The sequence below is a fragment of the Pseudomonas sp. AB6 genome (assembly GCF_034314105.1).
Taxonomy (GTDB): Bacteria; Pseudomonadota; Gammaproteobacteria; order Pseudomonadales; family Pseudomonadaceae; genus Aquipseudomonas.
Genome location: NZ_JAVIWJ010000001.1, coordinates 1,726,850 through 1,750,947, shown reverse-complemented (window position 1 = coordinate 1,750,947; position 24,098 = coordinate 1,726,850). Strand labels below are relative to the sequence as shown.

At 55.2% G+C, this 24,098-nt stretch carries 23 protein-coding genes; 14 read left to right on the top strand and 9 right to left on the bottom strand.

Annotated elements, in window-relative coordinates; translation table 11 throughout:
- Positions 1-128 precede the first annotated feature (128 nt).
- Together RGW60_RS08400 and RGW60_RS08395 are read right to left on the bottom strand one after the other, a co-directional pair.
- The gene (locus RGW60_RS08400; RefSeq protein WP_322203736.1) at positions 129-2,642 is read right to left on the bottom strand and encodes an ABC transporter permease; all 2,514 of its coding nucleotides are present in this window, start codon (positions 2,640-2,642) and stop codon (positions 129-131) included.
- Positions 2,642-3,325, bottom strand: a complete 684-nt coding sequence (locus RGW60_RS08395; protein ID WP_322203735.1) for an ABC transporter ATP-binding protein — start codon at positions 3,323-3,325, stop codon at positions 2,642-2,644. Before RGW60_RS08395 ends, RGW60_RS08400 begins: the two co-directional genes overlap by 1 nt.
- Positions 3,326-3,335: 10 nt before the next feature.
- Between RGW60_RS08395 and RGW60_RS08390 the strand changes: the two genes are divergently transcribed.
- From RGW60_RS08390 to RGW60_RS08380, 3 genes are all read left to right on the top strand, one after another.
- Positions 3,336-3,941 carry an arylesterase gene (locus RGW60_RS08390; protein ID WP_322203734.1) on the top strand — a complete coding sequence of 202 codons (606 nt, stop codon included), beginning with the start codon at positions 3,336-3,338 and terminating at the stop codon, positions 3,939-3,941.
- 55 nt (positions 3,942-3,996) lie between these two features.
- Positions 3,997-4,290 carry a hypothetical protein gene (locus tag RGW60_RS08385; protein ID WP_322203732.1) on the top strand — a complete coding sequence of 98 codons (294 nt, stop codon included), beginning with the start codon at positions 3,997-3,999 and terminating at the stop codon, positions 4,288-4,290.
- Positions 4,291-4,389: 99 nt separating this feature from the next.
- The gene (locus RGW60_RS08380) at positions 4,390-5,355 is read left to right on the top strand and encodes a L,D-transpeptidase family protein (protein WP_322203730.1); all 966 of its coding nucleotides are present in this window, start codon (positions 4,390-4,392) and stop codon (positions 5,353-5,355) included.
- Between the two features lie 139 nt (positions 5,356-5,494).
- Here the strand turns inward: RGW60_RS08380 and RGW60_RS08375 are convergent, their stop codons facing one another.
- Positions 5,495-5,746, bottom strand: a complete 252-nt coding sequence (locus RGW60_RS08375; protein ID WP_003347084.1) for an Lpp/OprI family alanine-zipper lipoprotein — start codon at positions 5,744-5,746, stop codon at positions 5,495-5,497.
- A gap of 642 nt (positions 5,747-6,388) precedes the next feature.
- Here RGW60_RS08375 and RGW60_RS08370 point away from each other — a divergent pair.
- Positions 6,389-6,670 carry a GNAT family N-acetyltransferase gene (locus RGW60_RS08370; RefSeq protein ID WP_322203728.1) on the top strand — a complete coding sequence of 94 codons (282 nt, stop codon included), beginning with the start codon at positions 6,389-6,391 and terminating at the stop codon, positions 6,668-6,670.
- Between the two features lie 90 nt (positions 6,671-6,760).
- Here RGW60_RS08370 and RGW60_RS08365 read toward each other — a convergent pair whose 3' ends face one another.
- Positions 6,761-7,837 (bottom strand): 3-deoxy-7-phosphoheptulonate synthase, encoded by a 1,077-nt coding sequence (locus tag RGW60_RS08365; protein WP_322203726.1) that lies wholly within the window; start codon positions 7,835-7,837, stop codon positions 6,761-6,763.
- A 332-nt stretch (positions 7,838-8,169) separates the two neighbouring features.
- On the opposite strand from RGW60_RS08365, the gene RGW60_RS08360 reads away from it, so the two are divergent.
- From RGW60_RS08360 to cysB, 5 genes are all read left to right on the top strand, one after another.
- The gene (locus RGW60_RS08360) at positions 8,170-8,505 is read left to right on the top strand and encodes a thioredoxin (protein WP_322206872.1); all 336 of its coding nucleotides are present in this window, start codon (positions 8,170-8,172) and stop codon (positions 8,503-8,505) included.
- Between the two features lie 11 nt (positions 8,506-8,516).
- Positions 8,517-9,473, top strand: a complete 957-nt coding sequence (locus tag RGW60_RS08355; RefSeq protein ID WP_322203724.1) for a putative 2-dehydropantoate 2-reductase — start codon at positions 8,517-8,519, stop codon at positions 9,471-9,473.
- Between the two features lie 17 nt (positions 9,474-9,490).
- Entirely contained in the window at positions 9,491-10,396 is a 906-nt protein-coding gene (locus tag RGW60_RS08350) for a 5'-nucleotidase (protein ID WP_322203722.1), read from the top strand.
- Positions 10,397-10,489: 93 nt separating this feature from the next.
- The gene (locus RGW60_RS08345) at positions 10,490-10,981 is read left to right on the top strand and encodes a universal stress protein (protein WP_322203720.1); all 492 of its coding nucleotides are present in this window, start codon (positions 10,490-10,492) and stop codon (positions 10,979-10,981) included.
- A 121-nt stretch (positions 10,982-11,102) separates the two neighbouring features.
- The gene (gene cysB / locus RGW60_RS08340) at positions 11,103-12,077 is read left to right on the top strand and encodes an HTH-type transcriptional regulator CysB (RefSeq protein WP_322203718.1); all 975 of its coding nucleotides are present in this window, start codon (positions 11,103-11,105) and stop codon (positions 12,075-12,077) included.
- A gap of 117 nt (positions 12,078-12,194) precedes the next feature.
- On the opposite strand, the gene RGW60_RS08335 is transcribed toward cysB, so the two are convergent.
- The gene (locus RGW60_RS08335) at positions 12,195-12,929 is read right to left on the bottom strand and encodes a phosphoadenylyl-sulfate reductase (RefSeq protein ID WP_322203716.1); all 735 of its coding nucleotides are present in this window, start codon (positions 12,927-12,929) and stop codon (positions 12,195-12,197) included.
- 176 nt (positions 12,930-13,105) lie between these two features.
- On the opposite strand from RGW60_RS08335, the gene thrH reads away from it, so the two are divergent.
- Positions 13,106-13,723, top strand: coding sequence for a bifunctional phosphoserine phosphatase/homoserine phosphotransferase ThrH (gene thrH, locus RGW60_RS08330; RefSeq protein WP_322203714.1), 618 nt, complete (start codon positions 13,106-13,108; stop codon positions 13,721-13,723).
- An 89-nt stretch (positions 13,724-13,812) separates the two neighbouring features.
- Here the strand turns inward: thrH and pabB are convergent, their stop codons facing one another.
- The 4 genes from pabB to RGW60_RS08310 are packed head-to-tail and all read right to left on the bottom strand — an operon-like array spanning position 13,813 to position 18,291.
- The gene (gene pabB / locus RGW60_RS08325) at positions 13,813-15,156 is read right to left on the bottom strand and encodes an aminodeoxychorismate synthase component I (protein ID WP_322203712.1); all 1,344 of its coding nucleotides are present in this window, start codon (positions 15,154-15,156) and stop codon (positions 13,813-13,815) included.
- 59 nt (positions 15,157-15,215) lie between these two features.
- Positions 15,216-16,199 carry an alpha-L-glutamate ligase-like protein gene (locus tag RGW60_RS08320; protein WP_322206871.1) on the bottom strand — a complete coding sequence of 328 codons (984 nt, stop codon included), beginning with the start codon at positions 16,197-16,199 and terminating at the stop codon, positions 15,216-15,218.
- Entirely contained in the window at positions 16,199-17,755 is a 1,557-nt protein-coding gene (locus tag RGW60_RS08315; protein WP_322203710.1) for an inactive transglutaminase family protein, read from the bottom strand. The genes RGW60_RS08320 and RGW60_RS08315 overlap by 1 nt, the downstream gene beginning before the upstream one ends.
- Before the next feature lie 5 nt (positions 17,756-17,760).
- Entirely contained in the window at positions 17,761-18,291 is a 531-nt protein-coding gene (locus RGW60_RS08310) for an ATP-dependent zinc protease (RefSeq protein ID WP_322203708.1), read from the bottom strand.
- Positions 18,292-18,580: 289 nt separating this feature from the next.
- Between RGW60_RS08310 and RGW60_RS08305 the strand changes: the two genes are divergently transcribed.
- The 4 genes from RGW60_RS08305 to acnD all read left to right on the top strand — a co-directional run bounded on the left by RGW60_RS08305 (position 18,581) and on the right by acnD (position 24,085).
- Positions 18,581-19,297 carry a GntR family transcriptional regulator gene (locus RGW60_RS08305; RefSeq protein ID WP_322203707.1) on the top strand — a complete coding sequence of 239 codons (717 nt, stop codon included), beginning with the start codon at positions 18,581-18,583 and terminating at the stop codon, positions 19,295-19,297.
- The gene (prpB, locus tag RGW60_RS08300; protein ID WP_322203705.1) at positions 19,294-20,181 is read left to right on the top strand and encodes a methylisocitrate lyase; all 888 of its coding nucleotides are present in this window, start codon (positions 19,294-19,296) and stop codon (positions 20,179-20,181) included. The genes RGW60_RS08305 and prpB overlap by 4 nt, the downstream gene beginning before the upstream one ends.
- Positions 20,182-20,273: 92 nt before the next feature.
- Positions 20,274-21,401, top strand: coding sequence for a 2-methylcitrate synthase (prpC, locus tag RGW60_RS08295; protein ID WP_322203703.1), 1,128 nt, complete (start codon positions 20,274-20,276; stop codon positions 21,399-21,401).
- A 92-nt stretch (positions 21,402-21,493) separates the two neighbouring features.
- Positions 21,494-24,085 carry a Fe/S-dependent 2-methylisocitrate dehydratase AcnD gene (gene acnD, locus RGW60_RS08290; RefSeq protein ID WP_322203701.1) on the top strand — a complete coding sequence of 864 codons (2,592 nt, stop codon included), beginning with the start codon at positions 21,494-21,496 and terminating at the stop codon, positions 24,083-24,085.
- Positions 24,086-24,098: the final 13 nt, after the last annotated feature.

Genomic DNA, 24,098 nt, shown 5'->3' with positions numbered 1-24,098 from the left:
ATTATTAAAATTGCCTAAAACTGCAATGATCCCTCCGTAGGAAAACGACATCACATAGTTGCGTTGCCCTCAGCGCATGTTGTAGTCCGGGAATATGACCTCCCGGACTTCAGATAGGCGCTTTTTAGTCAGCCTTCCCGCAGTACAGTCAACGGACTGACGTTCAATGCACGGCGGGTGCCGAATACACCTGCACCGCCCACCAGCGCCGCGCCGATCACCGGCAACAACAGCAGCCAAGCGTGTGGGTGCCATTGCAAACTGAAGGCGTAACGGTAAAGCGCAAAACTTACCAATTCGCAACCCAACGCCGCCAACACACCGCTTGCCGCACCTAATAAACCGAACTCAATGCGTCGCGCCTTGATCAGTAGCGCTCGCTCGGCGCCCAGCGCCCGGAGCAGGGCGCCTTGGCGGATACGTTCGTCAAGAGTCGCTTGTAGGCCGGAAAATAACACCGCAAGCCCGGCCGCAAGGACAAATAACAGCACGTATTCCACGGCTATCGTCACTTGGGCGAGGATGCTGCGTAGTTGCTCCAGTAAGGCTTCGACCTGAAGGATGGTGACCGCCGGAAACGCGCGTGATAGCTCGACGATTTGTTGGTCGTTACCCGGTGCCAGATAAAAACTGGTGAGGTAGGTGGTCGGCAGATCCTGGAGCGTGCCCGGTTGGAATATCATGAAAAAATTCGGCTGAAAGTTATCCCAGCTGACGTCGCGCAAGCTGGTGACCTGAGCTTCGCGTGTCATACCACCGACCACGAAACTCATGTGATCGCCGAGTTTAAGCTTTAGGCTTTCGGCGAGTTTGGATTCTACTGACACACCAGGGATTTTGTCGGCGGCGACGTTGCCGTCGGCTGTCCACCAGGTGCCAGCACTCAAGCTATTGCCTTGAGGCAACTCGGCAGCCCAGGTCAAGCTGAGGTCTCGTTCGGTGGCGTTTTCGCCCCGGGAGTCCTTGCTGACAATGTTGCGTACGGGCTCCTCATTAATGCTGACCAGGCGCCCAGGGATAATTGGGTACAGCGGCGACGCGTGAGTAGAGAGACCCGCTATGCGTTGGGTAAAGTTGTCTTTGTCCGCTGGCAGGATGTTGAGTACAAAGTAATTGGGTGCATCTTTGGGTAGCTGATTTTGCCAAGTGTCGAGCAACTCTCCACGCAGCAGCGCTATCAGCGCCATGGACAGCAGAATCAGTCCGAACGCCAGGGTTTGCCCCGCGGCGGCCAGCGGATGACGCAGCAGTTGCCCTAAACCCAATCGCCAAGGCAACGATGCACCGGCCAGTAGACGACGCAAGCTTTGCAGCGCCAACAGCAACGCGGCCCCCAGCAACACGGCGGTGATAATGCCTCCGCCGAGCAGGGCAAAGGTCAATATGAGGTCCAGGCTCAGACGCCACATGATCAAGCCTAACGCCAGTAGCGCTGCGCCATATACCAGCCATGAACTGGCCGGAATGGGGAGCATGTCTCGACGCAGCACCCGCAGCGGCGGAACCCGGCCAAGTGCAGCCAAGGGCGGTAAAGCGAAACCGGCGAGAGCCACAAGACCAGTGCCGATCCCGGCAATGGCGGGGAGTACCCCTCCTGGGGGGACATCGGTCGGTAGCAGATCCTGCAGCAGCGCAAATAAACCCAACTGCGCAAGCCAGCCTAATAAAGCGCCGCTGAGGCTGGCCAGAAGACCGAGTATGGCTAATTGAAGGCTAAACAACACCAGCGCTTCATTGCGTGACAAGCCCAGGCAACGCAGCAGTGCGCTAGCGTCAAAGCGCCGAGCAGCAAAGCGTGCGGCTGAGAGCGCCACCGCCACGCCAGACAACAACACGGCAACCAAGCTTGCCATGTTCAAGTAACGCTCGGCCTTGCCCAGCGCCCCGCCGATTTGCCGATTACCGTCGCGGGCATCCAACAGGCGTTGATTGGGGGCCAGTCCCGAGGTGATCTGTTGACGGTAGACTTCCAGCGAATTATAGCTGCCGCGCCATAATTCCTTGTAACTGACCCGGCTGCCAGGCTGGACGACGCCTGTGGCGGCGAGGTCTGCCAAGTTGATCATGACGCGTGGCGTCAGACTGTAAAAATTTCCGGCGCGGTCAGGTTCATAGGTCAGCACTCGGCTTAGGCGCAGGGTTTTTGAGCCGACGTCGATGTTGTCGCCGACTTTCAAATTCAATGCCGCAAACATCCGCGACTCGGCCCAGGCTTCGCCCGGTTGAGGTCTACTGCCCGGTTTTTCTGCTTGATAGGGTGCGGCGGCGCTTTTCAGCTCGCCGCGCAACGGGTATTCGTCGTCCACGGCTTTTACGCTCGCCAACTGAATACCGGCATCGGTGGCGATTACGCTGGAAAATTCGATGACTTGAGCGTGGTCCAGTTTTAGCGTTTTGCCGGCTTCAATCTGAGCAGGTAGCGCAGGGCTGGTGCCTTCGAGAATCAAATCAGCGCCTAAAAACTCGGTGGCTCGCAGCAGCATCGCACCGTTCAGGCGGGCACCAAAGTAGCCGATGGCAGTGCTAGCCGCCACCGCAATTAATAAGGCAAAGAACAACACCCGCAACTCTCCGGCACGTGCGTCACGCAAGAGTTGTCGTGTGGCAAGGCTTAGCAGACGTAGAAGCGGCAAACGTGCCATCAAGGCTCCAGAGGGGCGACCAATCGGCCACCTTCGAGACGAATCAGGCGTTGGCAGCGGTGAGCAAGACGCTCGTCGTGCGTCACCAAGACCAAGGTCGTGCGCCGCTCCTTGTTCAGTTCGAACAACAGATCGCTGATCCGTTCACCTGTGTGGCTGTCAAGATTGCCGGTAGGCTCATCAGCGAATAATACGTCGGGATCGGCAGCAAAGGCGCGGGCGATGGCTACGCGTTGCTGCTCGCCGCCTGATAGCTGACGCGGCGAATGGGTCAGTCGCTGGCCCAAGCCTACCCGCTCAAGCAACAGTCGAGCCTGCGCACGCGCATCTTTGCGGCCTTCCAACTCCATAGGCAGCATGACGTTTTCCAATGCATTGAGGCTGTCGAGCAACTGAAACGACTGGAACACAAAACCCACATGTTCAGCACGGATGCGGGCGCGCTGATCTTCATCCAGTTCGCTGAGGTTACACCCCGCCAGCGTCACCGTGCCAGCGCTGGGCAGGTCCAGTCCGGCTAGCAAACCGAGGAGGGTAGATTTGCCAGAACCTGAGGCGCCAACAATCGCCAAGCTGTCGCCCCTGTTCAGTTCCAGGGAGAGTTCGTGCAGGATAGTCAGGTCACCTTCTGTGCTGGGGACCACTTTGGTGAGGTTCCAAGCACTAAGAATACTTTCGCTCATGGAGAATCCGATGCGTGCGTGGCTTTTATGTGCTGGCCTGGGTTTGTTGTTGATCTCTCAAGGAGCTGCGGCAGGCACTGTTCTGATCGTTGGGGATAGTATCAGCGCAGCTTTCGGGCTGGATACCCGCTTGGGGTGGGTATCGTTACTGGATCAGCGTCTGCGTAAAGAGGGGATTACCGATAAAGTAGTCAATGCGTCCATCAGCGGCGACACCAGTGCGGGAGGGCAGGCACGGCTTCCAGCGCTGCTTTTAGAGCATAAACCCCAGTTAGTTATTCTGGAGTTGGGCGGCAACGACGGCTTGCGCGGGCAGCCACCAGCTAATTTGCAACAAAATCTTTCGTCGATGATCGATAGCGCTAGAGCCTCGGGTGCCAAGGTCCTACTGCTCGGCATGCGTATACCACCCAATTATGGCCCGCGTTACACCGAGGCATTTGCGGCGGTGTATGGCAATTTAGCGAAGCAGAAAAAAGTCGCTCTAGTACCGTTTTTTCTTGAAGGCGTGGGCGGGATCCCGGAGCTGATGCAGGCCGATGGCCTGCATCCTGCGGTCGCAGCTCAAGGCAAGTTATTGGACAATGTTTGGCCGACGCTAAGACCGCTGCTTTGATGCTGTTCTAACTGCAGGCTTTGGGCTAAGGTGGCGCCCCGATTTGGAGCGCCCGATGCCTCGTCCCGCTTGGTCTTTATTTGCTTACCAACTCATCGAACCTGATGACCAGCTTGACCTGTTCGCGTGTCAGGAGGCGCGAGTACATCTGGTTGCGCGACAGTTGGAGTTAGGCGGCACGATTGACCGAACCTTGTGCGGAACCTTGCTGCCTGCGCATCCACGCTGGCTAGGGGTCAATCGAGTGAGTCTGCGGGACGAGCGCCTGTGTTCGCTGTGTCGCGCGATCCTTGAAGCACAGAAACGTGGCACGCGACCAATCTGGCCAGAACTGCGTTTTAGTCAATAAACAGGGCATAAACGGCTAATCGTTAGGCAACTCCCGATTTCAAGGGTGGCAGTGTACAATTGCGCTACTTTTCCGTCGCATACACCAAGGATTTTCCGGATGTTGTCGCGTATTCCCGCCGTCGCCCGCTGTTTTTTGCTTGCTGCGCTTTGTGCGGCGGGCCCTGTCGCTGCATTAGAATTCCCTCTCCCACCGCCTGGCGAAGACATCGTGGGTCAAGTACAGACCATCACCGCCAAATACGAAGACACGTTTGCCGACCTTGGAACTCAGTACGATTTGGGTTACCTGGAAATGATCGCAGCCAACCCAGGCGTCGATCCGTGGTTACCGGGTGCAGGCACTCAAATTGTGTTGCCCACCCGCTTCGTGCTGCCTCCCGGCCCCCGTGAAGGGATAGTGATTAACTTGGCTGAGTATCGGTTGTATTACTATCCGAAAGGCAAAAACGTTGTCGATACCTACCCGCTTGGTATCGGTCGTGAGGGGTGGGGGTCGCCGGTCGCAGTCACCAAGATTACGGCAAAAACGCCGAACCCGACCTGGACCCCACCGGCCTCGGTTAAGGCTGAGCACCTGGCGGACGGTGACCCATTGCCTAACGTGGTGCCGGCAGGTGCGGATAATCCTTTAGGGCCGTTCAAGTTCGGTCTGGGTCTGCCTGGTTACTTGATTCACGGCTCTAACAAGAAATTCGGTATCGGCATGCGTACCAGCCACGGTTGCTTCCGCATGTACAACAACAATGTGCTGGAGTTAGCCGGCATCGTGCCAATCGGCACCACCGTGCGGATCATGAGCGACCCTTACAAGTTCGGTGTGAGTGCCGGCAAAGTCTACCTTGAGGCGCACGCGCCCCTTGACGGCAATGGCAATCCATCTGCGGATGACAAGCACACCGCAGTGATCAACGCGCTACTTAAGCGTGACGACCTGGCTGCAAATCTGCAGATGAATTGGGATGTCGTGCGGGACGTGGTCGCTGCTGAGAACGGTATGCCGGTTGAAATAGCGGTGCCGGGCAGCAGTGCGATAGTCTCAAAGGCTCCAACCGTGGCGCAATAGTTAGTCCTTTAGAAAGCCCGCACGCACCGCCATGAATATCAAGGCTGAGCGGACGGGCTTTTTAGTGTCTGGGCTAAAGTCCAGACCCTAAAAAGCCGATCCAGAACTGGATCGGCTTATCAATAATCTCGAGAGATTATTACTTGCGGCTAGCCTTGTCCAACATACGCAGAGCGCGCTCGTTGGCTTCGTCAGCAGTTTGCTGAGCTTTTTGAGCAGCAGCCATAGCTTCATCAGCCTTACGATAGGCTTCATCAGCACGTGCTTGCGAACGAGCTGCTGCGTCTTCAGTAGCAGTCAGACGAGCTTCGGTTTCTTTGGATACGCTGCTGCAACCGGTGGCCAATACTGCAGCCAGAGCCAGAGCAGAGAATTTCAGAACGTTGTTCATCGTGTTCCCCTTAAAGGACTTTCTAAAAATAGCCATCTCTCGAAAGTGAGAAAATGACCGGCGTACATACTACCCATTGTTTGTAGTAAGTAAACTGAGGAAGCGCAAGAAGTGGACAAATTTCTCAGGTTTGAAACTATTGCGTCCCACTTCTCCACGTTTTTGAAAAATGTTCGCCAGCACCGCATCAACTTCCAGTCGCTGTTCACGCTCGGGTCAAGGCTCAAGCGCACCCTTTACCGACGATTAAAAAGGATAGTTGATTTATTGTCGAGTCTATTGTGCCTGGCAATTGTTGATTATCCCTGGCCCTTCACAAGTCTGCTTCTATGCGCACAATTAGAGGTGACTTTTTCATCGCGGGCTCGTCTCAAACTCAGCAGCCGGCTATGAGCCTCAGAAGTGTCAGCATCATCCGGTGTAATTGTGACTATTGCAGTGTGGTTCCGGACTTTTTGTCGGGCCATTTGCAAGCTGCTTGAGCAAACACAGCAATGACGCCTACTATTTGGGAGTGCTTGTGTTGGTAAGTAACCAGTCCGATTTCGGTATCCATAACCAGCACAGGTGGCGTAGAGGTTCCTTCGCCGGAAAAACATCGGTAAGGTAGAGGTCTAATTTCAAGACCCGCGAGGAGTAGTGATGAGCGAGGCGTTGTCCATCCACCATGACCAGGCCGGTCATCAATTCGAGACCAACGTGGACGGTCATCGTGCTTACCTGACCTATATGGATCTGGGTAAGCAGACTCTGGATATCTATCGAACCTTCGTGCCAAACGCGCTTAGAGGTCGGGGTATTGCTGCCGCTTTAACCGAGCAAGCGCTCGCGTACGCTGACAGCGTGGGTTATACGGTGATTCCTTCATGTTCCTATGTCGAGCGCTACATGGAACGCCATCAGCGCCACATGGCCAAAATCTGATCGGCTATTGAAGCAGTTTGTTATGCCACAACGAAAAACGCCGAGCATATGCTCGGCGTTTTTGTGTGCGCTGCAAGACCACTTGGAAAGTTATCCGCGTTGGCGCTGTGGCAGCACGTCCTTGAGTTTTACGTGCATGCTGCGCAGAGTTTTCTCAGTGCTTTCCCAATCAATACAGGCGTCCGTAATTGACACGCCGTATTGCAGCTCTGCCAAATCTTTGGGTATAGACTGCGCGCCCCAGTTGATATGGCTCTCAACCATCAAGCCGATGATCGACTGATTACCTTCGAGAATCTGGTTGGCGACGTTTTCCATAACCAGCGGCTGCAGCGCCGGGTCCTTGTTAGAGTTGGCGTGGCTGCAATCGACCATGATGTTTGGACGAATGCCCGCCTTGTGTAGCGCTTGTTCGCACAGCGCAACGCTGACCGAATCGTAATTCGGTTTTCCGTTGCCACCGCGCAACACCACGTGACCGTAAGCGTTGCCTTTGGTGGTGACGATAGACACACCACCTTCCTGATTGATACCGAGGAACCGATGTGGGCTGGAGACCGATTGCAGTGCGTTGATCGCTACTGTCAAACCCCCATCAGTGCCGTTTTTAAAACCAACAGCAGAAGACAGCCCTGAAGCCATTTCGCGGTGAGTTTGCGATTCAGTAGTGCGCGCACCAATGGCCGACCAGCTAATCAAATCCTGTAGATACTGTGGGGAGATGGGGTCAAGCGCTTCGGTGGCGGTTGGCAGGCCCATTTCCGCCAGATCAAGTAATAGCTGACGACCAATGTGCAAGCCATCTTCGATTTTGAACGAGTCATCGAGATACGGGTCGTTAATCAAACCTTTCCAGCCGACGGTCGTGCGCGGCTTTTCAAAGTACACGCGCATCACCAGGTACAAAGTGTCGCCGACTTCGGCAGCCAATGCTTTAAGGCGGTTGGCATAATCGTGAGCGGCTTTGATGTCATGAATAGAGCAAGGGCCGATCACCACGAACAGGCGGTGATCCTTACCGTCGAGGATGTTGCGGATCACCTCGCGGCCTTTGGTCACCGTATGCAAGGCAGCGGCAGAGAACGGAATTTCGCGCTTGAGCTGATCCGGCGTGATCAGAGTCTCGTTGGAAGAAACGTTGAGGTCGTCAATCGGTAAATCAGCCATCGTGTTACTCATCAGGTCACGGGTGCCGGCCCCCAACGATTCCCCGTGCGGCGGAGCCGAGCATGATTGAGTGCGACGGGGGAGGAACCTTAGCGCGTTACTCGGTTGTTCGACAATGGGTAAACGCGGGTTTTATGCCGTTTTCAGTGATGCGAGCTACCTCGACCTCATCGGCAATTCGACCTCACCAGAGAAGATTCGATGCCAAATCTGTGAGATCTGGCGGGCCTACAAATACCCCTCCGTCGTTTATTTGCATCACCGCCGTCAACCATTTTACAAATGAGGCAGCGAAAACGGATAGTGTGTATTCCAACTTCAGAACTTTCTGTGTGAGCCCATTGGAACTGACAGATTTCGATATAGACCATCGTTTACTTGCGCTGCCGGGCGTTTCACTAGTGATTTTTACCGCGGCAGGTTGCGCTAGTTGCCGTTGGGCGCGACGTGAGTTGCCTGTCTTCAACTTGCCCATAGATCGTTTATGTTGGATTGATGCTGCGGACAACGGCGGCGCGGTACAGCGTTATCAGGTGTTTGGTTTGCCCGCAATGTTCGTGGTCCGAGACGGCAAATTCTATGGAGAGTTGCAATCACGGCTTACCGTGACCGAGCTGAGCGCAGGAGTGCAGCAGGCACTTAACTTGAATTCTGACGAACTGCCTTGATAGGAGTGCGCATGACGACTGAAACGGAAAAGCTTAGGATTGGCATCATTGGTACCGGAGCCATTGGTGGGTTTTACGGTGTGATGCTGGCACGCGCCGGGTTTGATGTGCACTTTCTGCTGCGTGGCGAGTTCAATGTGGTGCTGGAAAAAGGTCTGACAATCAATAGCGCCGAGCATGGCGTTTTAACGCTCAATCCCGTTCAGGCATATTCCTCGGCTGCGGATATGCCGCCTTGCGACTGGCTGCTGGTGAGCACCAAAACCACCGATAATGCCAGTCTTGCTCCCCTGATCATCCAGGCAGCAGCGCCTGGCGCTAAAGTGTTACTGCTGCAAAACGGTCTGGAGGTTGAGGACAGCTTGCGTCCATTGCTACCGGATTCACTGCATTTGCTAGGCGGGTTGTGCTTTATCTGTGTGCATCGCACTGCGCCTGGCGTTGTGATGCATCAGGCGTTTGGTGCGGTCACGCTTGGCTATCACAGCGGTTCAGTGTCCGATCCGGCCGCCGGGCAAATGATTGCCGAGCAGGGCGCTGAATTGTTTCGCAAGGCCGGTCTTGAGTCGCGCACGATGGCCAACGTGCATTTGGCGCGTTGGCAAAAACTGGTTTGGAATATTCCTTATAACGGTTTGTCGGTATTACTAAAGGCCAGTACTGCTGGGCTGATGGGTGATCCAAATAGCCGCGATCTGGTTCAGGCGCTTATGAATGAAGTCGTGCAAGGTGCGTTGGCGTGCGGGCAGATGTTACCTGACGGTTACGCCGAGCAACTGTTTGCCGCGACAGAGAAGATGCCCGATTACTGGCCTAGCATGTATCTCGATTATCAGGAGAAGCGACCATTGGAGCTGACTTCGATTTACGAAAGGCCTCTTTTGGCGGCGCTGACTGCGGGACATGACATGCCTAAAGTTCGGGCGCTCCATCAGGCGTTAGCATTTATTGATACGCATAACGGCTGAATCACCCAGGGGGCGACATGACCATCGGGCTAAGCAACAAATTGGTATTGGCCATTTCTTCGCGTGCACTTTTTGACTTGGGCGAAAGTCATGCGGTTTATGTGGCCGATGGGGTGGAAGCGTATCGGCAATATCAAATCGAGCACGAAGAGGAGATTCTCGAACAAGGTGACGCTTACTTGTTGGTGGAAAAACTTTTAAGCCTTAATGGGCAGTTAGATAAAGCCCGCGTCGAAGTGATCCTGGTATCGCGCAACAGTGCTGATACCGGCTTGCGGGTGTTCAATTCGATTCAATATTACGGCCTGGATATTACCCGGGCAGCTTTCGTTGGCGGACGCAGCCCTTATCCATACCTAGCTGCATTTGGCTGTCACCTGTTTCTCTCGACCCACGCCGATGATGTGCGCAGCGCGCTGGATGCCGGTTTTGCCGCCGCCACCATTTTGTCGGGAGGAGCACGGCGTGCCGCAAGCTCTGAGTTGCGTATCGCTTTCGACGGCGATGCGGTGTTGTTCTCCGATGAGTCAGAGCGAATTTATCAATCCGCAGGGCTGGAAGCGTTTCAGGCGAGCGAACGGGAATCAGCACGTGAGCCGTTAGGAGGCGGTCCATTCAAGCCTTTTTTGGCGGCACTGAATCTGTTGCAGCGCGAGTTCCCTGAGAATGCTTGCCCCATTCGCACGGCGCTGGTGACAGCGCGATCTGCGCCGGCCCATGAGCGAGTGATTCGCACCTTGCGCGAGTGGGATATTCGGCTGGATGAGTCGCTATTTCTCGGCGGCCTGGAAAAGTCAGCGTTTCTAGAAGCGTTCGCGGCAGACGTTTTTTTTGATGATCAACCAGGGCATTGTGAAAAGTCCCGGGAGGTTGTAGCGACGGGCCACGTGCCACACGGGATCAGCAATGAGCTAAAAATCTGACCATTGACGCCTCATGAGGTAACAGCCGTCGCAGTCGCTAACGCACTGCTAAGCTGAGTCAATCTCCGCCATATTGGCACTCGAGGAGGTCATATGATTCGCTCCATGCTCTATGCCACTGACCTCGGTATTTATGCTCCGTACGTCTTACAACATGCGTTGGCGCTGGCTAGAACATTTAACGCTGAGTTGTATGTCATCCATGTTGTCGAGCCTATGGGATTGTTCGCGGAGTCAGTCTTGCAGAGCTATCTTGATGAGGCAGCCTTGAAGGAGTTGCGCAGTCAGGGGCTGAATACCGTCATGCAGGGTATCGAACAGCGGGTGCTGGATGGTTTTCGGGATGAGTTGGGTGAAGGGCATCAGGATCTGGCGCTAATTCGCGCAGTTCTGGTCATTCAGGGAGACCCATCAAACATGATATTGGAACAGGCTCAGAAGCTGGCAGTAGATTTATTGATTGTTGGCAGCCACAGTCACGGCGCTCAAGGCGACACCCCTTTGGGGCGTACAGCCGCGAAGGTTCTGCAGCTATCCGAAGTTCCGGTGTACATGGTCCCGATGCTCCAGCGTCGGGTACGTTAGCGAACTCGCGTGATCCGACTTTCAAAATTGATAGAAAAGTTCTAGCTTTATTCTTCTGACCTTTAATATAGTTATATACCGTCGCTGACGACCGTGGCGTCTACTGCTTTGAGGGACACATATGAAGCTTCAACAATTGCGCTACATCTGGGAAGTGGCGCACCACGACCTCAACGTTTCTGCCACTGCTCAGAGTCTGTACACCTCTCAGCCGGGCATCAGCAAACAGATCCGTCTACTCGAAGACGAACTGGGTGTTGAAGTATTTGCTCGCAGTGGTAAACACCTGACGCGCGTGACCCCGGCCGGTGAACGAATCATCACAACTGCAGGCGAGATCTTGCGCAAGGTTGAGAGCATCAAGCAGATCGCTCAAGAATTTTCCAATGAGAAAAAAGGCACGCTGTCGATTGCCACCACCCACACCCAAGCTCGTTATGCGTTACCTCCGGTGATCAGCAATTTCATCAAGCAATACCCAGACGTGGCGTTACACATGCATCAAGGGTCGCCGATGCAGATTGCCGAAATGGCCGCTGACGGCACGGTAGATTTTGCTATTGCTACTGAAGCGCTGGAACTCTTCGGCGACTTGGTAATGATGCCTTGCTACCGCTGGAACCGCTGTGTCGTTGTGCCTCATGGCCACCCGCTGACCAAGGTCTCGAAACTCACTCTTGAAGTCCTCGCCGAATATCCTATTGTCACTTATGTGTTCGGTTTTACCGGACGTTCGAAGTTGGACGAGGCGTTCAGTCACCGGGGGCTGACTCCGAAAGTGGTGTTTACGGCGGCCGATGCCGACGTGATTAAAACTTACGTGCGCTTGGGCCTTGGCGTTGGAATCGTGGCGAAAATGGCGGTAGATGCCAAGCTCGATAGCGATCTTGTGATGCTGGATGCCAGCGATCTTTTCGAAGCCAGCGTAACCAAGATTGGCTTCCGTCGCGGTACGTTTTTGCGCGGTTTCATGTGCGACTTTATCGAAAAATTCGCACCTCACTTGACGCGGGAAGTGATGGCAAAAGCGATTCAATGTCATAACAAGCAGGAGTTGGAAGAACTGTTCGCCGGGGTGGAATTGCCCGTGCATTGACAGCTCCGGCCGGATATGAATTTTGTAGGGCTTACGTGTTAGCGAAGCGATGTGCATAGCGCCACTGCATTGAGCTTCTCGCCAACAAGTTGGCCCTACAAAAATTGCAGCAACTTCTTACACCTTGGCAATCAAATTTCCAGAATGCAGCCCGCATTCTTTTTGCGTGGCTTCTTCCCACCACCAGCGGCCTTCACGCTCATGTTGATTTGGTAGTACCGGGCGGGTGCAGGGTTCGCAGCCGATGCTGATGAAACCTCGCTCATGCAAGCTGTTATATGGAAGCTCCAGCATACGGATGTAGTTCCAAACTTCCTCGCTGGTCATCTGCGCCAGCGGGTTGAATTTATACAAAAGGCGCTCCGGCGTCGAAAACGCGCTGTCTATTTCCACCACCGCCACGTCACTGCGCGTGCTCGGACTCTGGTCCCGGCGTTGGCCTGTAGCCCAGGCGTTGACCCCGGAAAGTTTACGACGCAACGGCTCGATCTTGCGGATACCGCAGCATTCGCCGTGCCCATCTTTATAGAAGCTGAACAACCCCTTCTCTTTGACAAACGGCTCGAGCGCCTTCTGATCCGGCGCCATCAGCTCGATGTCTATTTTGTAGTGCTCGCGGGTATGTTCAATAAAACGATAAGTTTCCGGGTGCAGACGACCAGTATCGAGACTGAAGACCTTGACGTTTTTATTCAGCTTCCAGGCCATATCCACCAGCACCACATCTTCGGCACCGCTGAATGAGATCCAGACGTCGTCGCCAAAATGCTCAAAGGCCAGTTTTAAAATATCCTGCGCAGACTTTTTGGCGTAAGTCTCAGCGAGGGCGGCGACATCGAAGGGTTGGCTCATCAGGCGGCTTCCTGTAGTGGTGGCGCTTGGCGCGCTCGTATGGGCGCGATAGTAACAAAAACCCTCCATTAGTTCCCGGTTTGACGGGCTGGCGTCGCCGTGATCAAGCCGTTAGAGTGCCGCTTGTTTTGAAGTCGCCGGATGAAGTGGCCTAATTGAAGTGCTAGGAGTGATCTGTGGAAATTGCCTGTCTCGACCTTGAAGGTGTTTTGGTCCCTGAAATCTGGATCGCATTTGCCGAAAAAACCGGGATCGAGTCGCTGAGGGCGACTACTCGGGATATTCCCGACTACGACGTGCTGATGAGGCAGCGTCTGCGCATTCTCGATGAACACGATTTGAAACTCTCCGATATTCAGGCCGTGATTGCGACCTTAAAACCATTGGACGGGGCCGTCGAATTCGTCAATTGGCTGCGTGAGCGCTTTCAAGTGGTGATTCTATCCGACACGTTCTATGAGTTTTCACAGCCGTTGATGCGTCAGCTGGGCTTTCCCACGCTGCTGTGTCATCGCCTGATTACGGACGAGACAGATCGGGTTGTGAGCTACCAATTGCGTCAGAAGGATCCAAAGCGTCAGTCAGTATTGGCTTTCAAGAGCTTGTACTATCGGGTGGTAGCGGCGGGTGATTCCTACAACGACACCACGATGCTCGGCGAAGCGGATGCAGGGATTTTGTTCCATGCGCCCGAGAACGTGATTGGAGAATTCCCGCAATTCCCGGCGGTGCATACGTTTGAAGACTTGAAAAAAGAATTTATCAAGGCATCGAACCGCGAGTTGAGTCTGTAAGACGTCTTCCCGAATGAGTCGGTCCCACAGGATGATCTGAACCCGGTAGGACCGAATATTCGCGAAAGTGCCAGTGAACCAACCAGCGTTCAAAGCTCCTGCAACGTCGTCAACAATATCCGCACTTTAGTTATCGATTCCTCATATTCCGCCTCGCAGTCTGAATCGGCCACGATTCCGCCGCCGCCCCAGCACGACACGGCCCCGTCTTTAGCCAGCAAGCTGCGAATAGCGATGGAACTGTCCATCTGGCCGCGTACATCCAGGTATAGCAACGACCCGCAATACACCCCACGGGGCGTAGGTTCCAATTCGTCAATGATTTGCATGGCCCGAATCTTAGGGGCTCCGGTAATGGAGCCACCGGGAAAACTGCCTGAAATAAGATCCAGCGCGTCGTTGCCCTCTGCCAGCTCCCCGGTAACGCTGCTGACCAAGTGATGCACATTTGGATAAGTTTCCAAGCTGAACAATTCCGGCACTTTCACCGATCCAATACGACACGTTCGCCCCAAATCATTGCGCAGCAGGTCGACGATCATCACGTTTTCCGCCCGATCTTTGGTACTGACTAATAACTCGGCGGCGTAGGCCGCATCTTCAGCAGGATCAGAGCCGCGGGGGCGGGTGCCTTTGATCGGGCGCGTTTCGACGTATTTGCCAGTGACACGGGCGAATCGTTCCGGCGAAAGGCTGAGCACAGCATTGTTCTCGGGTAGAGCCTGGAAACCGGAAAAAGGTGTTGGGCAAGCGCTACGCAAGGCGCAATAGGCCGCCCATGGATCTCCTGCATAGGTCGCTTGAAAACGCTGGGCGAAATTAACCTGATAGCAATCCCCGGCCTGAATGTAGGTCTGGATACGCAAAAACGCGCTGCGGTAATCATCGGCGCTTAGGTTGGCCTCAAACGGGGATGTGAGCGTGAAGGCCCTTGGTTCTGGGACGAATGGCTCGGCAAAAAGCGCCAATAAACGCTGACGTTCTCCGACAGCCACCGTCGGATGGAAAACCAGTTGGCTAGTGCACAGCACGTGATCGCTCATCAGGGCCCAGGTATAAACACCCAACCGTGCATCAGGTAGTTGTAGGTCATTGTGGGCGTGCGCGGGTAAGGGTTCCAACCGTCGGCCGAAGTCATAGGCGAGATACCCCATAAGCCCGCCCGCGAACGGCAGCTGCGATTCTTCGGGTAATTCGGCGTGACCCAAGGCGGCGAGACTATCGCGCAGGCGCTGGAGAAAGTCGCCCCCGGTTTCGTTGGGTTGCGGGAGCAATTCCGCGCAGGGCCAAGCGCTGAGTAAATCGAAGCGTCCCCGGTTGGCGGTCGGTCGACCGCTGTCGAGCAGCATTGCACCCGGTGCATGGCGCACACGTGAGAAATACTCAGCGGGGTCGGGGCAATAGGGCAGTGGATGTACGGCGCAAATGGGCATGCGTAGAGAATCAGTCAGCGGCTTGGGGCCGGGATTGTAATCTTCCCCAGAGCCGGCTCCTAGAGGGCAGCTGCCGGTACATGACCGAAAAGCTCTTGTACAAAGCGCACGCGCTCTTGCGGTGACTCATGCTCTTTGTTCAATGCGAGTTGGGCCAGACGCTCTTCGACGGCATGGGCGCGATGGGTCAAGCCACAGTCGTTGGCAATCTGAATGTTCAGACCGGGACGGGCGTTAATTTCCAGAATAAGCGGGCCCTTGTCCTGATCCAGTACCATGTCGACACCAATGTAGCCTAGCCCGCAAAGTTCATAGCAGCCTGCGGCAAGCTTCATGAAGCCATCCCAATTTGGAAGCTGCACGCCGTCCACGGCATTAGCAGTGTCGGGATGTTTGCGGATGATGTTGTTGAGCCAAGTGCCATGCAGCGTTAAACCCGTCGCCAAATCGACACCTACCCCAATGGCGCCTTGATGCAGGTTGGCTTTGCCGTTGGACTGACGTGTCGGCAACCTCAGCATGGCCATGATGGGATAACCCATCAGTACGATGATCCGGATATCGGGTACACCTTCAAAGCTTATGCTCTTGAAAATCTGGTCCGGCTTGACCCGGTATTCGATCAGTGCGCGATCTCGATTGCCACCCAGGGAGTACAGGCCTGTGAGAATGCTGGAAATCTGATATTCGATTTCTTCACGGCTGATGATCTTGCCTGAGACCGTGCGAAAGCGCTCTTCGAAGCGGTCGGCAATTACTAGAATCCCGTCTCCTCCTGCGCCTTTGGCAGGCTTGATTACAAAGTCGTCATGATCGCCGATGATGTCATCCAAGCGCGATATTTCCTTCTCGGTGGAAATCACCCCATACATTTCGGGCACATGAATACCCGCCAGGATTGCCCGCTCCTTGGTCACGATCTTGTCGTCAACAATGGGGTACAGGCTACGTTTGTTGTACTTGAGTACGTAATCCGCATTGCGACGGTTAATACCCATGATTCCACGGGTTTCAAGGGCCTGCCAGGTCTTCCAGAGGCCGATCATTTAACCTGGTCCTTCTCGTCCTTGAGTTCTTTACCAAGGAAAGCTTTGAAACGGATCAGCTCAGTCAGACGGTAGCCGCGATAACGCCCCATGGACAGCATGAAGCCCACCAAAATCAGCAGCATGGCGGGAAAGGTAAACACGAAATAAATCAGCTCCGGCACACTCATGATGATGTGCGCCAGGGAGGCGGCGAACAGTGTCCCGATGGCGACTTTCATTGCGTGGCCGCTGCCGCGCTCTTCCCAAGTAATCGATAACCGTTCGATGGTCATGGTCAGAATCACCATTGGGAAAAGTGCCACCGATAAGCCACGCTCCAGACCCAGTTTATGACTGAACAAACTGATCGCGGCAATCAGCACCACAACGAAGGTGAGTACCACAGACAACCGTGGCAGCATTTGCAGTTTCAGATGTTCAAGGTAAGAGCGCAGCGACAAGCCTAACGCAGTAATGATTGTGAACAGGACAATACCGAACCCCAGTTGTGTCTCGCGAAACGCCAGCGCGATCAGCACCGGCGTGAAGGTGCCTAGGGTTTCAAGGCCAACCAAGTTGCGCAGGATTAAAATAACCAGCACGCCAATCGGGATCATCACCATAATCATGAATGTCTGCTGGGTTTGCAGTGGCAATCCGTAAAGCGAATAGCTGAGAAAGTTGGCATCGGTATTGGCGTCTGTCATCTTCGCCAGGCGAATGGCGTTCATTTCACTGTTATTCAAGGTGAATTTGACCGTGACTTTTTTCCCGCCCTCGACGCTGATCAGGCTTTCGTCGCCAATCCACCAAAGCAGTCGGTCCGGCGGCATGCCCTGCTCGCCGGTGTCCGGGTTGAAATACAGCCAGGCCTTACCGTTAAAACTTCGTAACCACAGTTCCGGGGTTTGTGGCTGCCCGGCCACTAGAAGTAGCGTATGGATTTTTTCAATGGGGACATGGGCAATCGACAGTAGTAACTCGGTGATTCGTGCTTTGTTTAAGGTGGTGGTGTCACCCCCTAGCAATAGCTTCACGTTATCGTCGCTGAGGTTGTTGACCCGCTTTATGGCTTCAGTGATGAACGTCTCAGTGTCCGCAGAGTGCTGGCGAATGGGCGCAAGCAAGGCTTCAGCTGCGATTTTTTCTGGACCTTCGATGGCGATGCTGTCCCGAAATGTTGGGCCTTTGATCTTGAGTTTGTCGCTAATGTAACGTTTGGTTAGCACCAGGCGGTAATACAGGGTCTGGTTGCCAGTAGCCCGACGGGCCGACCAGGTCACTTTACGGTTGCCGTCTACGCGGTTAACGCTGAAGCCGTAATTGTTGGAGATGAAGCTCTCGTTGAGGCTGACGTAATCGTGGCTCAGCGGCGGCACGAACATTTGAATCTTGACCGGGTCTTTGGGGTTGGCGATGAACTCGACCTTGGCGTCGATGTTCCACAAGTTGTCGGTTTCGTTTTCAGTCACCGGAATGCCAAGCACAAAAATTTGATACGCGGTGATCGCTATCCCGAGCGCCACCAGCACGGCGATCAAAATTTTTAGATGAAGGGTGATAGAGCGCATCAGTATTACTCTGCAGTATGAGCGTCGGTAGCGCAGGCAGGTTTGCCGGCTGCGTATTTCAGACTAGGGTCAACCAGCGCATCAAAATGCTTCAGTGCTTCTGAGCCAATCAAAAGCGGGTATTGGAATGCACTTCTGTCAGTCAAGTTCACTTCGATGGTTCGTGACGCAGTACCCATGCACACAGCGAGGCTGATAACCGGGCGCGCCGTATATTTCTTGTCATCGTCAGAATCGTAGTCACTGGCACGGCGCTTAATCTTGCTGACCCGCGCCAATGGTTTTTCAATCGGATGTGTATGGGCGTCATCAATCGCCAGATAGAAGCGCACCCAGCGCTCACCATTACGTCTAAACCGTGTGATATCCCGAGCGCTCAAGGAAGCGGTTTTGGCACCGGTATCGAGTTTTGCGGCCACTTCCAAATCAATATCGGAAAGGGCTGCGTACTCGTTGAGGCCGTACAGGGTCTTATCAGCGGCCAAGCTAACGCAGGGCAGTGCTAAACAGAAGAAAAGAAGAGGTTTGAGTCTCATAAGTCCTGGCAATAAATGACGAACACTTGCAGCAACATTTGCGCAACCTCGCTGGCCTGAGATGCGGTTAAGGCGGGCCGTGGAACCGGTTCCAGTCGGTTAATGCGGGCGGCATTCTAGCATGAAGGTTTTAGCTTTTTCGCTAAGTACCTAAGCAGCAGGTGTTGTAGGAAATTTCTTCGGCAGTAAACGCTATGTTAGACGATTGTCGACAGTATCTTATTATTTGTTGACGTATACAGGCTTATTGGCTAGTTTTAACGCCAGTCGCGACCAAGGTGTTGACAATATGTTGGATGCAGTCGAAACAGCAGGCGCGGTGCAGGACGATTCCGAAACGTTATCCGAGAACGTCTTCCGACGCATCCAGGCGGCTATCGTTAAAGGCGATATCGCGCCGGGCAGCAAAATTTCCGAGCCCGAACTGGCGCGCACCTATGGCATCAGTCGCGGCCCCTTGCGTGAGGCTATCCATCGCTTAGAAGGTCAGCGGCTGTTAGTGCGTACTCCCCACGTGGGTGCTCGGGTGGTTTCCCTGAGCCATGCCGAGCTTATCGAGCTGTACGAGATTCGTGAATCGCTGGAAGGCATGGCGTGCCGCCTTGCCGCTGAACGCATGACCACTGAAGAAATCGATGAGCTGCGCCGGGTGCTCGACACCCATGAGCGTGACGCGGCATTCCAGGCGGGTGTCGGCTACTACCAGCAGGAAGGGGACTTCGACTTTCACTACCGGATCATTCAGGGCAGCGGCAACCAGACCCTGGCCCAGATGCTCTGCGGTGACATGTACCAACTGGTTCGGATGTACCGCATCCAGTTTTCCGCAACGCCCAATCGCCCGCGTCAGGCGTTTGCCGAACACCACCGAATTCTAGATGCCATCGCCGAGCGTGATGGCGAATTGGCCGAACTGTTGATGCGCCGCCATATCGGCGCATCGAAACGTAATATTGAGCGCCATTATCAGGCCGCTCCCCCATCGACCGCCCGAGGTGAAAAATGAGCAATAAAACTACTCCCGGCCAGCGTTTCCGTGATGCCGTTGCCAGTGAACATCCACTGCAAATCGTTGGCGCCATCAATGCTAACCATGCCTTGTTGGCGAAACGCGCTGGTTTCAAAGCTATTTATCTGTCGGGTGGCGGTGTGGCAGCAGGTTCGCTGGGCTTGCCAGACTTGGGCATTACCGGTCTGGACGATGTGCTGACTGACGTGCGTCGCATCACCGATGTTTGCGATCTGCCGCTGTTGGTCGATGTCGATACCGGTTTTGGTTCGTCGGCGTTCAACGTGGCGCGCACGGTTCGGTCAATGATCAAATTCGGCGCTGCGGCTATCCATATCGAAGACCAGGTCGGCGCCAAGCGCTGCGGCCATCGTCCGGGTAAAGAAATCGTTTCACTGCAAGAAATGGTCGACCGCATCAAAGCGGCGGTTGATGCCCGTACCGATGACAGCTTTGTGATCATGGCGCGGACCGATGCACTGGCTGTTGAAGGCTTGGAATCGGCATTGGATCGGGCTGCGGCCTGTATCGAAGCCGGTGCCGACATGGTGTTCCCGGAAGCGATCACCGAGCTGGACATGTACAAACTGTTCGCCGCTCGGGTAAAGGCGCCGATTCTAGCCAACATCACTGAATTTGGCGCGACGCCGCTGTTCACTGTCGACGAATTACGCTCTGCCGATGTTTCGCTGGTTCTGTACCCGCTGTCTGCATTCCGCGCCATGAACAAAGCGGCTGAAAACGTTTACGGCGCGATCCGCCGTGATGGCAGCCAAAAGAACGTGGTGGACACCATGCAAACCCGCATGGAGTTGTATGACGCCATCGATTACCACACCTTCGAGCAAAAGCTCGATGCGTTGTTTGCCAACAAAAAGTGATCCTGATGTCGATCCAGGCCTAACCTTGTCTGGACGGCAATTGCCATGCAGTTCGATGGTGCTCCCCAATAATTTCAAGAGTGGAGAAAGCAATGGCTGAAGCAAAAGTATTGAGCGGCGCTGGCCTGCGTGGTCAGGTTGCCGGCCAAACGGCCTTGTCGACGGTGGGCCAGGAAGGCGCTGGGCTGACGTATCGCGGCTATGACGTTCGCGAACTGGCCGCTGAGGCGCGGTTCGAAGAAGTGGCTTATCTGCTGCTCTACGGCGAATTGCCGACCCACACCCAATTGGCTGCTTATATGAAGAAGCTGCAAGGTCTGCGTGATTTGCCGCATGCTTTGAAGGAAGTGCTGGAACGCATTCCTGCCGATACCCACCCTATGGACGTGATGCGTACTGGCGCGTCAATGCTCGGCACGCTGGAGCCTGAAGCGAGCTTCGACCAGCAGCTTGACAGCACCGACCGTCTGCTCGCGGCGTTCCCGGCGATCATGTGTTACTGGTACCGTTTCAGCCACGACGGCGTGCGCCTCAATTGCGTGACCGAGGAAGCCTCTATCGGCGGCCACTTTCTGCACCTGCTGCTGGATAAGAAACCCAGCGAACTGCACTGCAAAGTCATGGATGTATCACTGATTCTGTACGCCGAACATGAATTCAACGCCTCAACCTTTACCGCGCGGGTCTGCGCATCAACCCTGTCGGACCTGTATTCCTGCGTGACAGCGGCCATTGGCACCTTGCGCGGTCCGTTGCATGGCGGCGCTAACGAAGCGGCCATGGAAATGATCGAGCGGTTTAGCTCGGCTGAAGATGCGGTCAAAGGCACGCTGGCCATGCTGGAACGCAAGGACAAGATCATGGGCTTTGGCCACGCGATCTATAAGGAGTCCGATCCGCGCAATGAGGTGATCAAGGGTTGGTCGAAGAAGCTTGCTGACGAATCCGGCGATACCGTGCTGTATCCGGTCTCCGAAGCCATCGACAAAACCATGTGGGAACAGAAAAAGCTGTTTCCGAATGCCGACTTCTACCATGCCTCGGCTTACCACTTCATGGGTATTCCGACCAAGCTTTTCACGCCAATTTTTGTCTGCTCGCGCCTGACTGGCTGGGCAGCGCACGTTTTTGAACAGCGCGCTAATAACCGCATCATCCGTCCGAGCGCCGAGTACATCGGCGTCGAGCAGCGCAAGTTCGTGCCAATCGAACAACGCTGATCAGGAGTAGGGGGAGTGGACACCGGTTTCACCACTCCCTGATTTTTTGTCCCCCGACCCTTTGAACAGCCCGTGATCGAGTCCCCATTGCCATGAACAGTGAATACCGCAAATCCCTGCCCGGCACCCGCCTGGATTTTTTCGACACGCGTGCTGCGGTTGAGGCCATCAAGCCGGGGTCCTACGACACGCTGCCGTACACCTCTCGCGTGTTTGCCGAGAACCTGGTGCGCCGCTGTGACCCGGCTACGCTGAAGGCATCGCTGGGTCAGTTGATTGATCGCAAGCGTGATCTCGACTTTCCGTGGTTCCCGGCGCGGGTGGTGTGCCACGACATTTTGGGCCAGACCGCGCTGGTCGACCTCGCCGGTTTGCGTGACGCGATTGCTGCCCAAGGTGGAGACCCGTCGTTGGTCAACCCGGTAGTGCCGACGCAGTTGGTGGTTGACCACTCACTGGCGGTCGAACACGGTGGTTTCGAAAAAGACGCTTTTGAAAAGAACCGCCAGATCGAAGATCGTCGCAACGAGGACCGGTTTCACTTCATCAACTGGACCAAAAAAGCGTTCAAGAACATCGACGTGATTCCACCGGGCAACGGCATCCTGCACCAGATCAACCTGGAGCGAATGTCACCGGTGATTCAGGTGCTCAACGGCGTGGCGTTCCCGGACACGCTGGTCGGAACCGATAGTCATACGCCCATGGTTGACGCATTGGGCGTGATCGCCATCGGTGTGGGCGGCCTTGAAGCTGAAAGCGTCATGCTCGGCCGAGCTTCGTGGATGCGCCTGCCGGACATCATTGGTGTGGAACTCAGCGGCAAGCCGCAGGAAGGCATTACTGCTACCGACATTGTTCTGGCGCTGACAGAATTCTTGCGCAGTCAAAAAGTCGTGTCCTCCTACCTGGAGTTCTATGGCATCGGCGCCGCACACCTGACCTTGGGCGACCGTGCAACGATTTCCAACATGACCCCGGAGTTTGGCGCCACGGCGGCCATGTTCTACATCGATAAACAAACCATCGATTACTTGAAACTCACCGGTCGCGATGACGAACAAGTGCGTTTGGTCGAACTATATGCCAAAGAATCCGGGCTTTGGGCTGACAGCTTAAAGAGCGCCGAATACGAGCGCGTGATCTCATTCGACCTTTCTAGCGTGGTGCGTAACATTGCCGGGCCGTCGAATCCACACAGCCGCGTTCCTACTTCCGAACTGGCTGCCCGCGGCATCAGCGGCATCGTCGAAAATGAACCCGGCCTGATGCCGGATGGCGCGGTGATCATTGCCGCGATCACCAGCTGCACCAACACCAACAACCCGCGCAACATGATTGCCGCCGGGCTGCTGGCGCGTAACGCGAACCGCTTGGGCCTGACCCGTAAGCCGTGGGTGAAAACCTCCCTGGCGCCAGGTTCCAAAACCGTAACGTTGTACCTGCAAGAAGGCGGGTTGCTCTCGGAACTGGAACAGCTGGGCTTCGGTGTCGTGGCCTATGCCTGCACCTCGTGCAACGGCATGTCCGGCGCGTTGGACCCGGTCATTCAACAGGAAGTGGTGGAGCGCAAGCTCTACGCCACCGCCGTGTTGTCCGGTAACCGCAACTTCGACGGGCGGATTCACCCTTACGCGCAGCAGGCATTCCTTGCCTCGCCGCCGTTGGTCGTGGCCTATGCCATTGCCGGCACCATCCGTTTTGACATTGAAAAAGATGTACTGGGCATCGACCCACAGGGCAATCCAGTCACCCTGAAAGACATCTGGCCGGCCGACGAAGAAATCGACGCGGTGTTCAAGACCAGCGTCAAGCCTGCGCAGTTCAATCAGGTGTACATCCCTATGTTCGCCATCCAGGAAGACGACGGCATCAAAGTCGGCCCTCTTTATAACTGGCGCCCGCAGAGCACTTACATCCGCCGTCCGCCGTATTGGGAAGGCGCACTGGCCGGCGAGCGCACCCTCACGGGCATGCGCCCACTGGCGGTGTTGCCGGACAACATCACCACTGACCACCTGTCGCCGTCCAACGCCATCATGCTCGACAGCGCGGCGGGTGAGTACCTGGCGAAAATGGGCTTGCCGGAAGTCGACTTCAACTCCTACGCCACCCACCGGGGCGACCATTTGACCGCGCAGCGTGCGACGTTTGCTAACCCTCGCCTGCGCAACGAAATGGCGATCGTCGACGGCAAGCTCAAGGAAGGCTCACTGACGCGCATTGAGCCTGAAGGCCAAGTGACGCGGATGTGGGAAGCCATCGAAACCTACATGGAGCGTAAGCAGCCGCTGATTATCATTGCCGGCGCTGACTACGGTCAGGGCTCGTCCCGGGACTGGGCGGCCAAAGGGGTACGTTTGGCGGGAGTAGAAGCCATCGCCGCAGAAGGTTTCGAGCGTATTCACCGGACCAATCTGGTGGGCATGGGCGTATTGCCGTTGGAGTTCAAACCGGGTGTCAATCGCACCACGTTGGGTATCGACGGCAGCGAGACCTTCGACGTGATCGGCGAACGTATTCCACGCACCACGTTGACCTTGGTGATCAATCGCAAGAATGGCGAGCGAGTCGAGGTGCCCGTCACCTGCCGCCTCGACACTGCCGAAGAAGTATCGATCTACGAAGCGGGCGGCGTGCTGCAACGTTTTGCACAAGACTTCTTAGAATCGGCCACGGCTTAAGCCAACAGGACAC

What these genes read in the sequence shown, in the direction of transcription:
- cysB (WP_322203718.1), top strand. Translation starts at nt 11,103, where the DNA reads ATGAAGCTTCAACAATTGCGCTACATCTGGGAAGTGGCGCACCACGAC.
- RGW60_RS08335 (WP_322203716.1), bottom strand. Translation starts at nt 12,929, where the DNA reads ATGAGCCAACCCTTCGATGTCGCCGCCCTCGCTGAGACTTACGCCAAA.
- RGW60_RS08385 (WP_322203732.1), top strand. Translation starts at nt 3,997, where the DNA reads ATGCCTCGTCCCGCTTGGTCTTTATTTGCTTACCAACTCATCGAACCT.
- RGW60_RS08310 (WP_322203708.1), bottom strand. Translation starts at nt 18,291, where the DNA reads ATGAGACTCAAACCTCTTCTTTTCTTCTGTTTAGCACTGCCCTGCGTT.
- RGW60_RS08380 (WP_322203730.1), top strand. Translation starts at nt 4,390, where the DNA reads ATGTTGTCGCGTATTCCCGCCGTCGCCCGCTGTTTTTTGCTTGCTGCG.
- RGW60_RS08315 (WP_322203710.1), bottom strand. Translation starts at nt 17,755, where the DNA reads ATGCGCTCTATCACCCTTCATCTAAAAATTTTGATCGCCGTGCTGGTG.
- RGW60_RS08345 (WP_322203720.1), top strand. Translation starts at nt 10,490, where the DNA reads ATGATTCGCTCCATGCTCTATGCCACTGACCTCGGTATTTATGCTCCG.
- acnD (WP_322203701.1), top strand. Translation starts at nt 21,494, where the DNA reads ATGAACAGTGAATACCGCAAATCCCTGCCCGGCACCCGCCTGGATTTT.
- RGW60_RS08370 (WP_322203728.1), top strand. Translation starts at nt 6,389, where the DNA reads ATGAGCGAGGCGTTGTCCATCCACCATGACCAGGCCGGTCATCAATTC.
- pabB (WP_322203712.1), bottom strand. Translation starts at nt 15,156, where the DNA reads ATGCCCATTTGCGCCGTACATCCACTGCCCTATTGCCCCGACCCCGCT.
- RGW60_RS08400 (WP_322203736.1), bottom strand. Translation starts at nt 2,642, where the DNA reads ATGGCACGTTTGCCGCTTCTACGTCTGCTAAGCCTTGCCACACGACAA.
- RGW60_RS08305 (WP_322203707.1), top strand. Translation starts at nt 18,581, where the DNA reads ATGTTGGATGCAGTCGAAACAGCAGGCGCGGTGCAGGACGATTCCGAA.
- prpB (WP_322203705.1), top strand. Translation starts at nt 19,294, where the DNA reads ATGAGCAATAAAACTACTCCCGGCCAGCGTTTCCGTGATGCCGTTGCC.
- RGW60_RS08375 (WP_003347084.1), bottom strand. Translation starts at nt 5,746, where the DNA reads ATGAACAACGTTCTGAAATTCTCTGCTCTGGCTCTGGCTGCAGTATTG.
- RGW60_RS08350 (WP_322203722.1), top strand. Translation starts at nt 9,491, where the DNA reads ATGACCATCGGGCTAAGCAACAAATTGGTATTGGCCATTTCTTCGCGT.
- RGW60_RS08395 (WP_322203735.1), bottom strand. Translation starts at nt 3,325, where the DNA reads ATGAGCGAAAGTATTCTTAGTGCTTGGAACCTCACCAAAGTGGTCCCC.
- RGW60_RS08390 (WP_322203734.1), top strand. Translation starts at nt 3,336, where the DNA reads ATGCGTGCGTGGCTTTTATGTGCTGGCCTGGGTTTGTTGTTGATCTCT.
- RGW60_RS08355 (WP_322203724.1), top strand. Translation starts at nt 8,517, where the DNA reads ATGACGACTGAAACGGAAAAGCTTAGGATTGGCATCATTGGTACCGGA.
- RGW60_RS08365 (WP_322203726.1), bottom strand. Translation starts at nt 7,837, where the DNA reads ATGGCTGATTTACCGATTGACGACCTCAACGTTTCTTCCAACGAGACT.
- prpC (WP_322203703.1), top strand. Translation starts at nt 20,274, where the DNA reads ATGGCTGAAGCAAAAGTATTGAGCGGCGCTGGCCTGCGTGGTCAGGTT.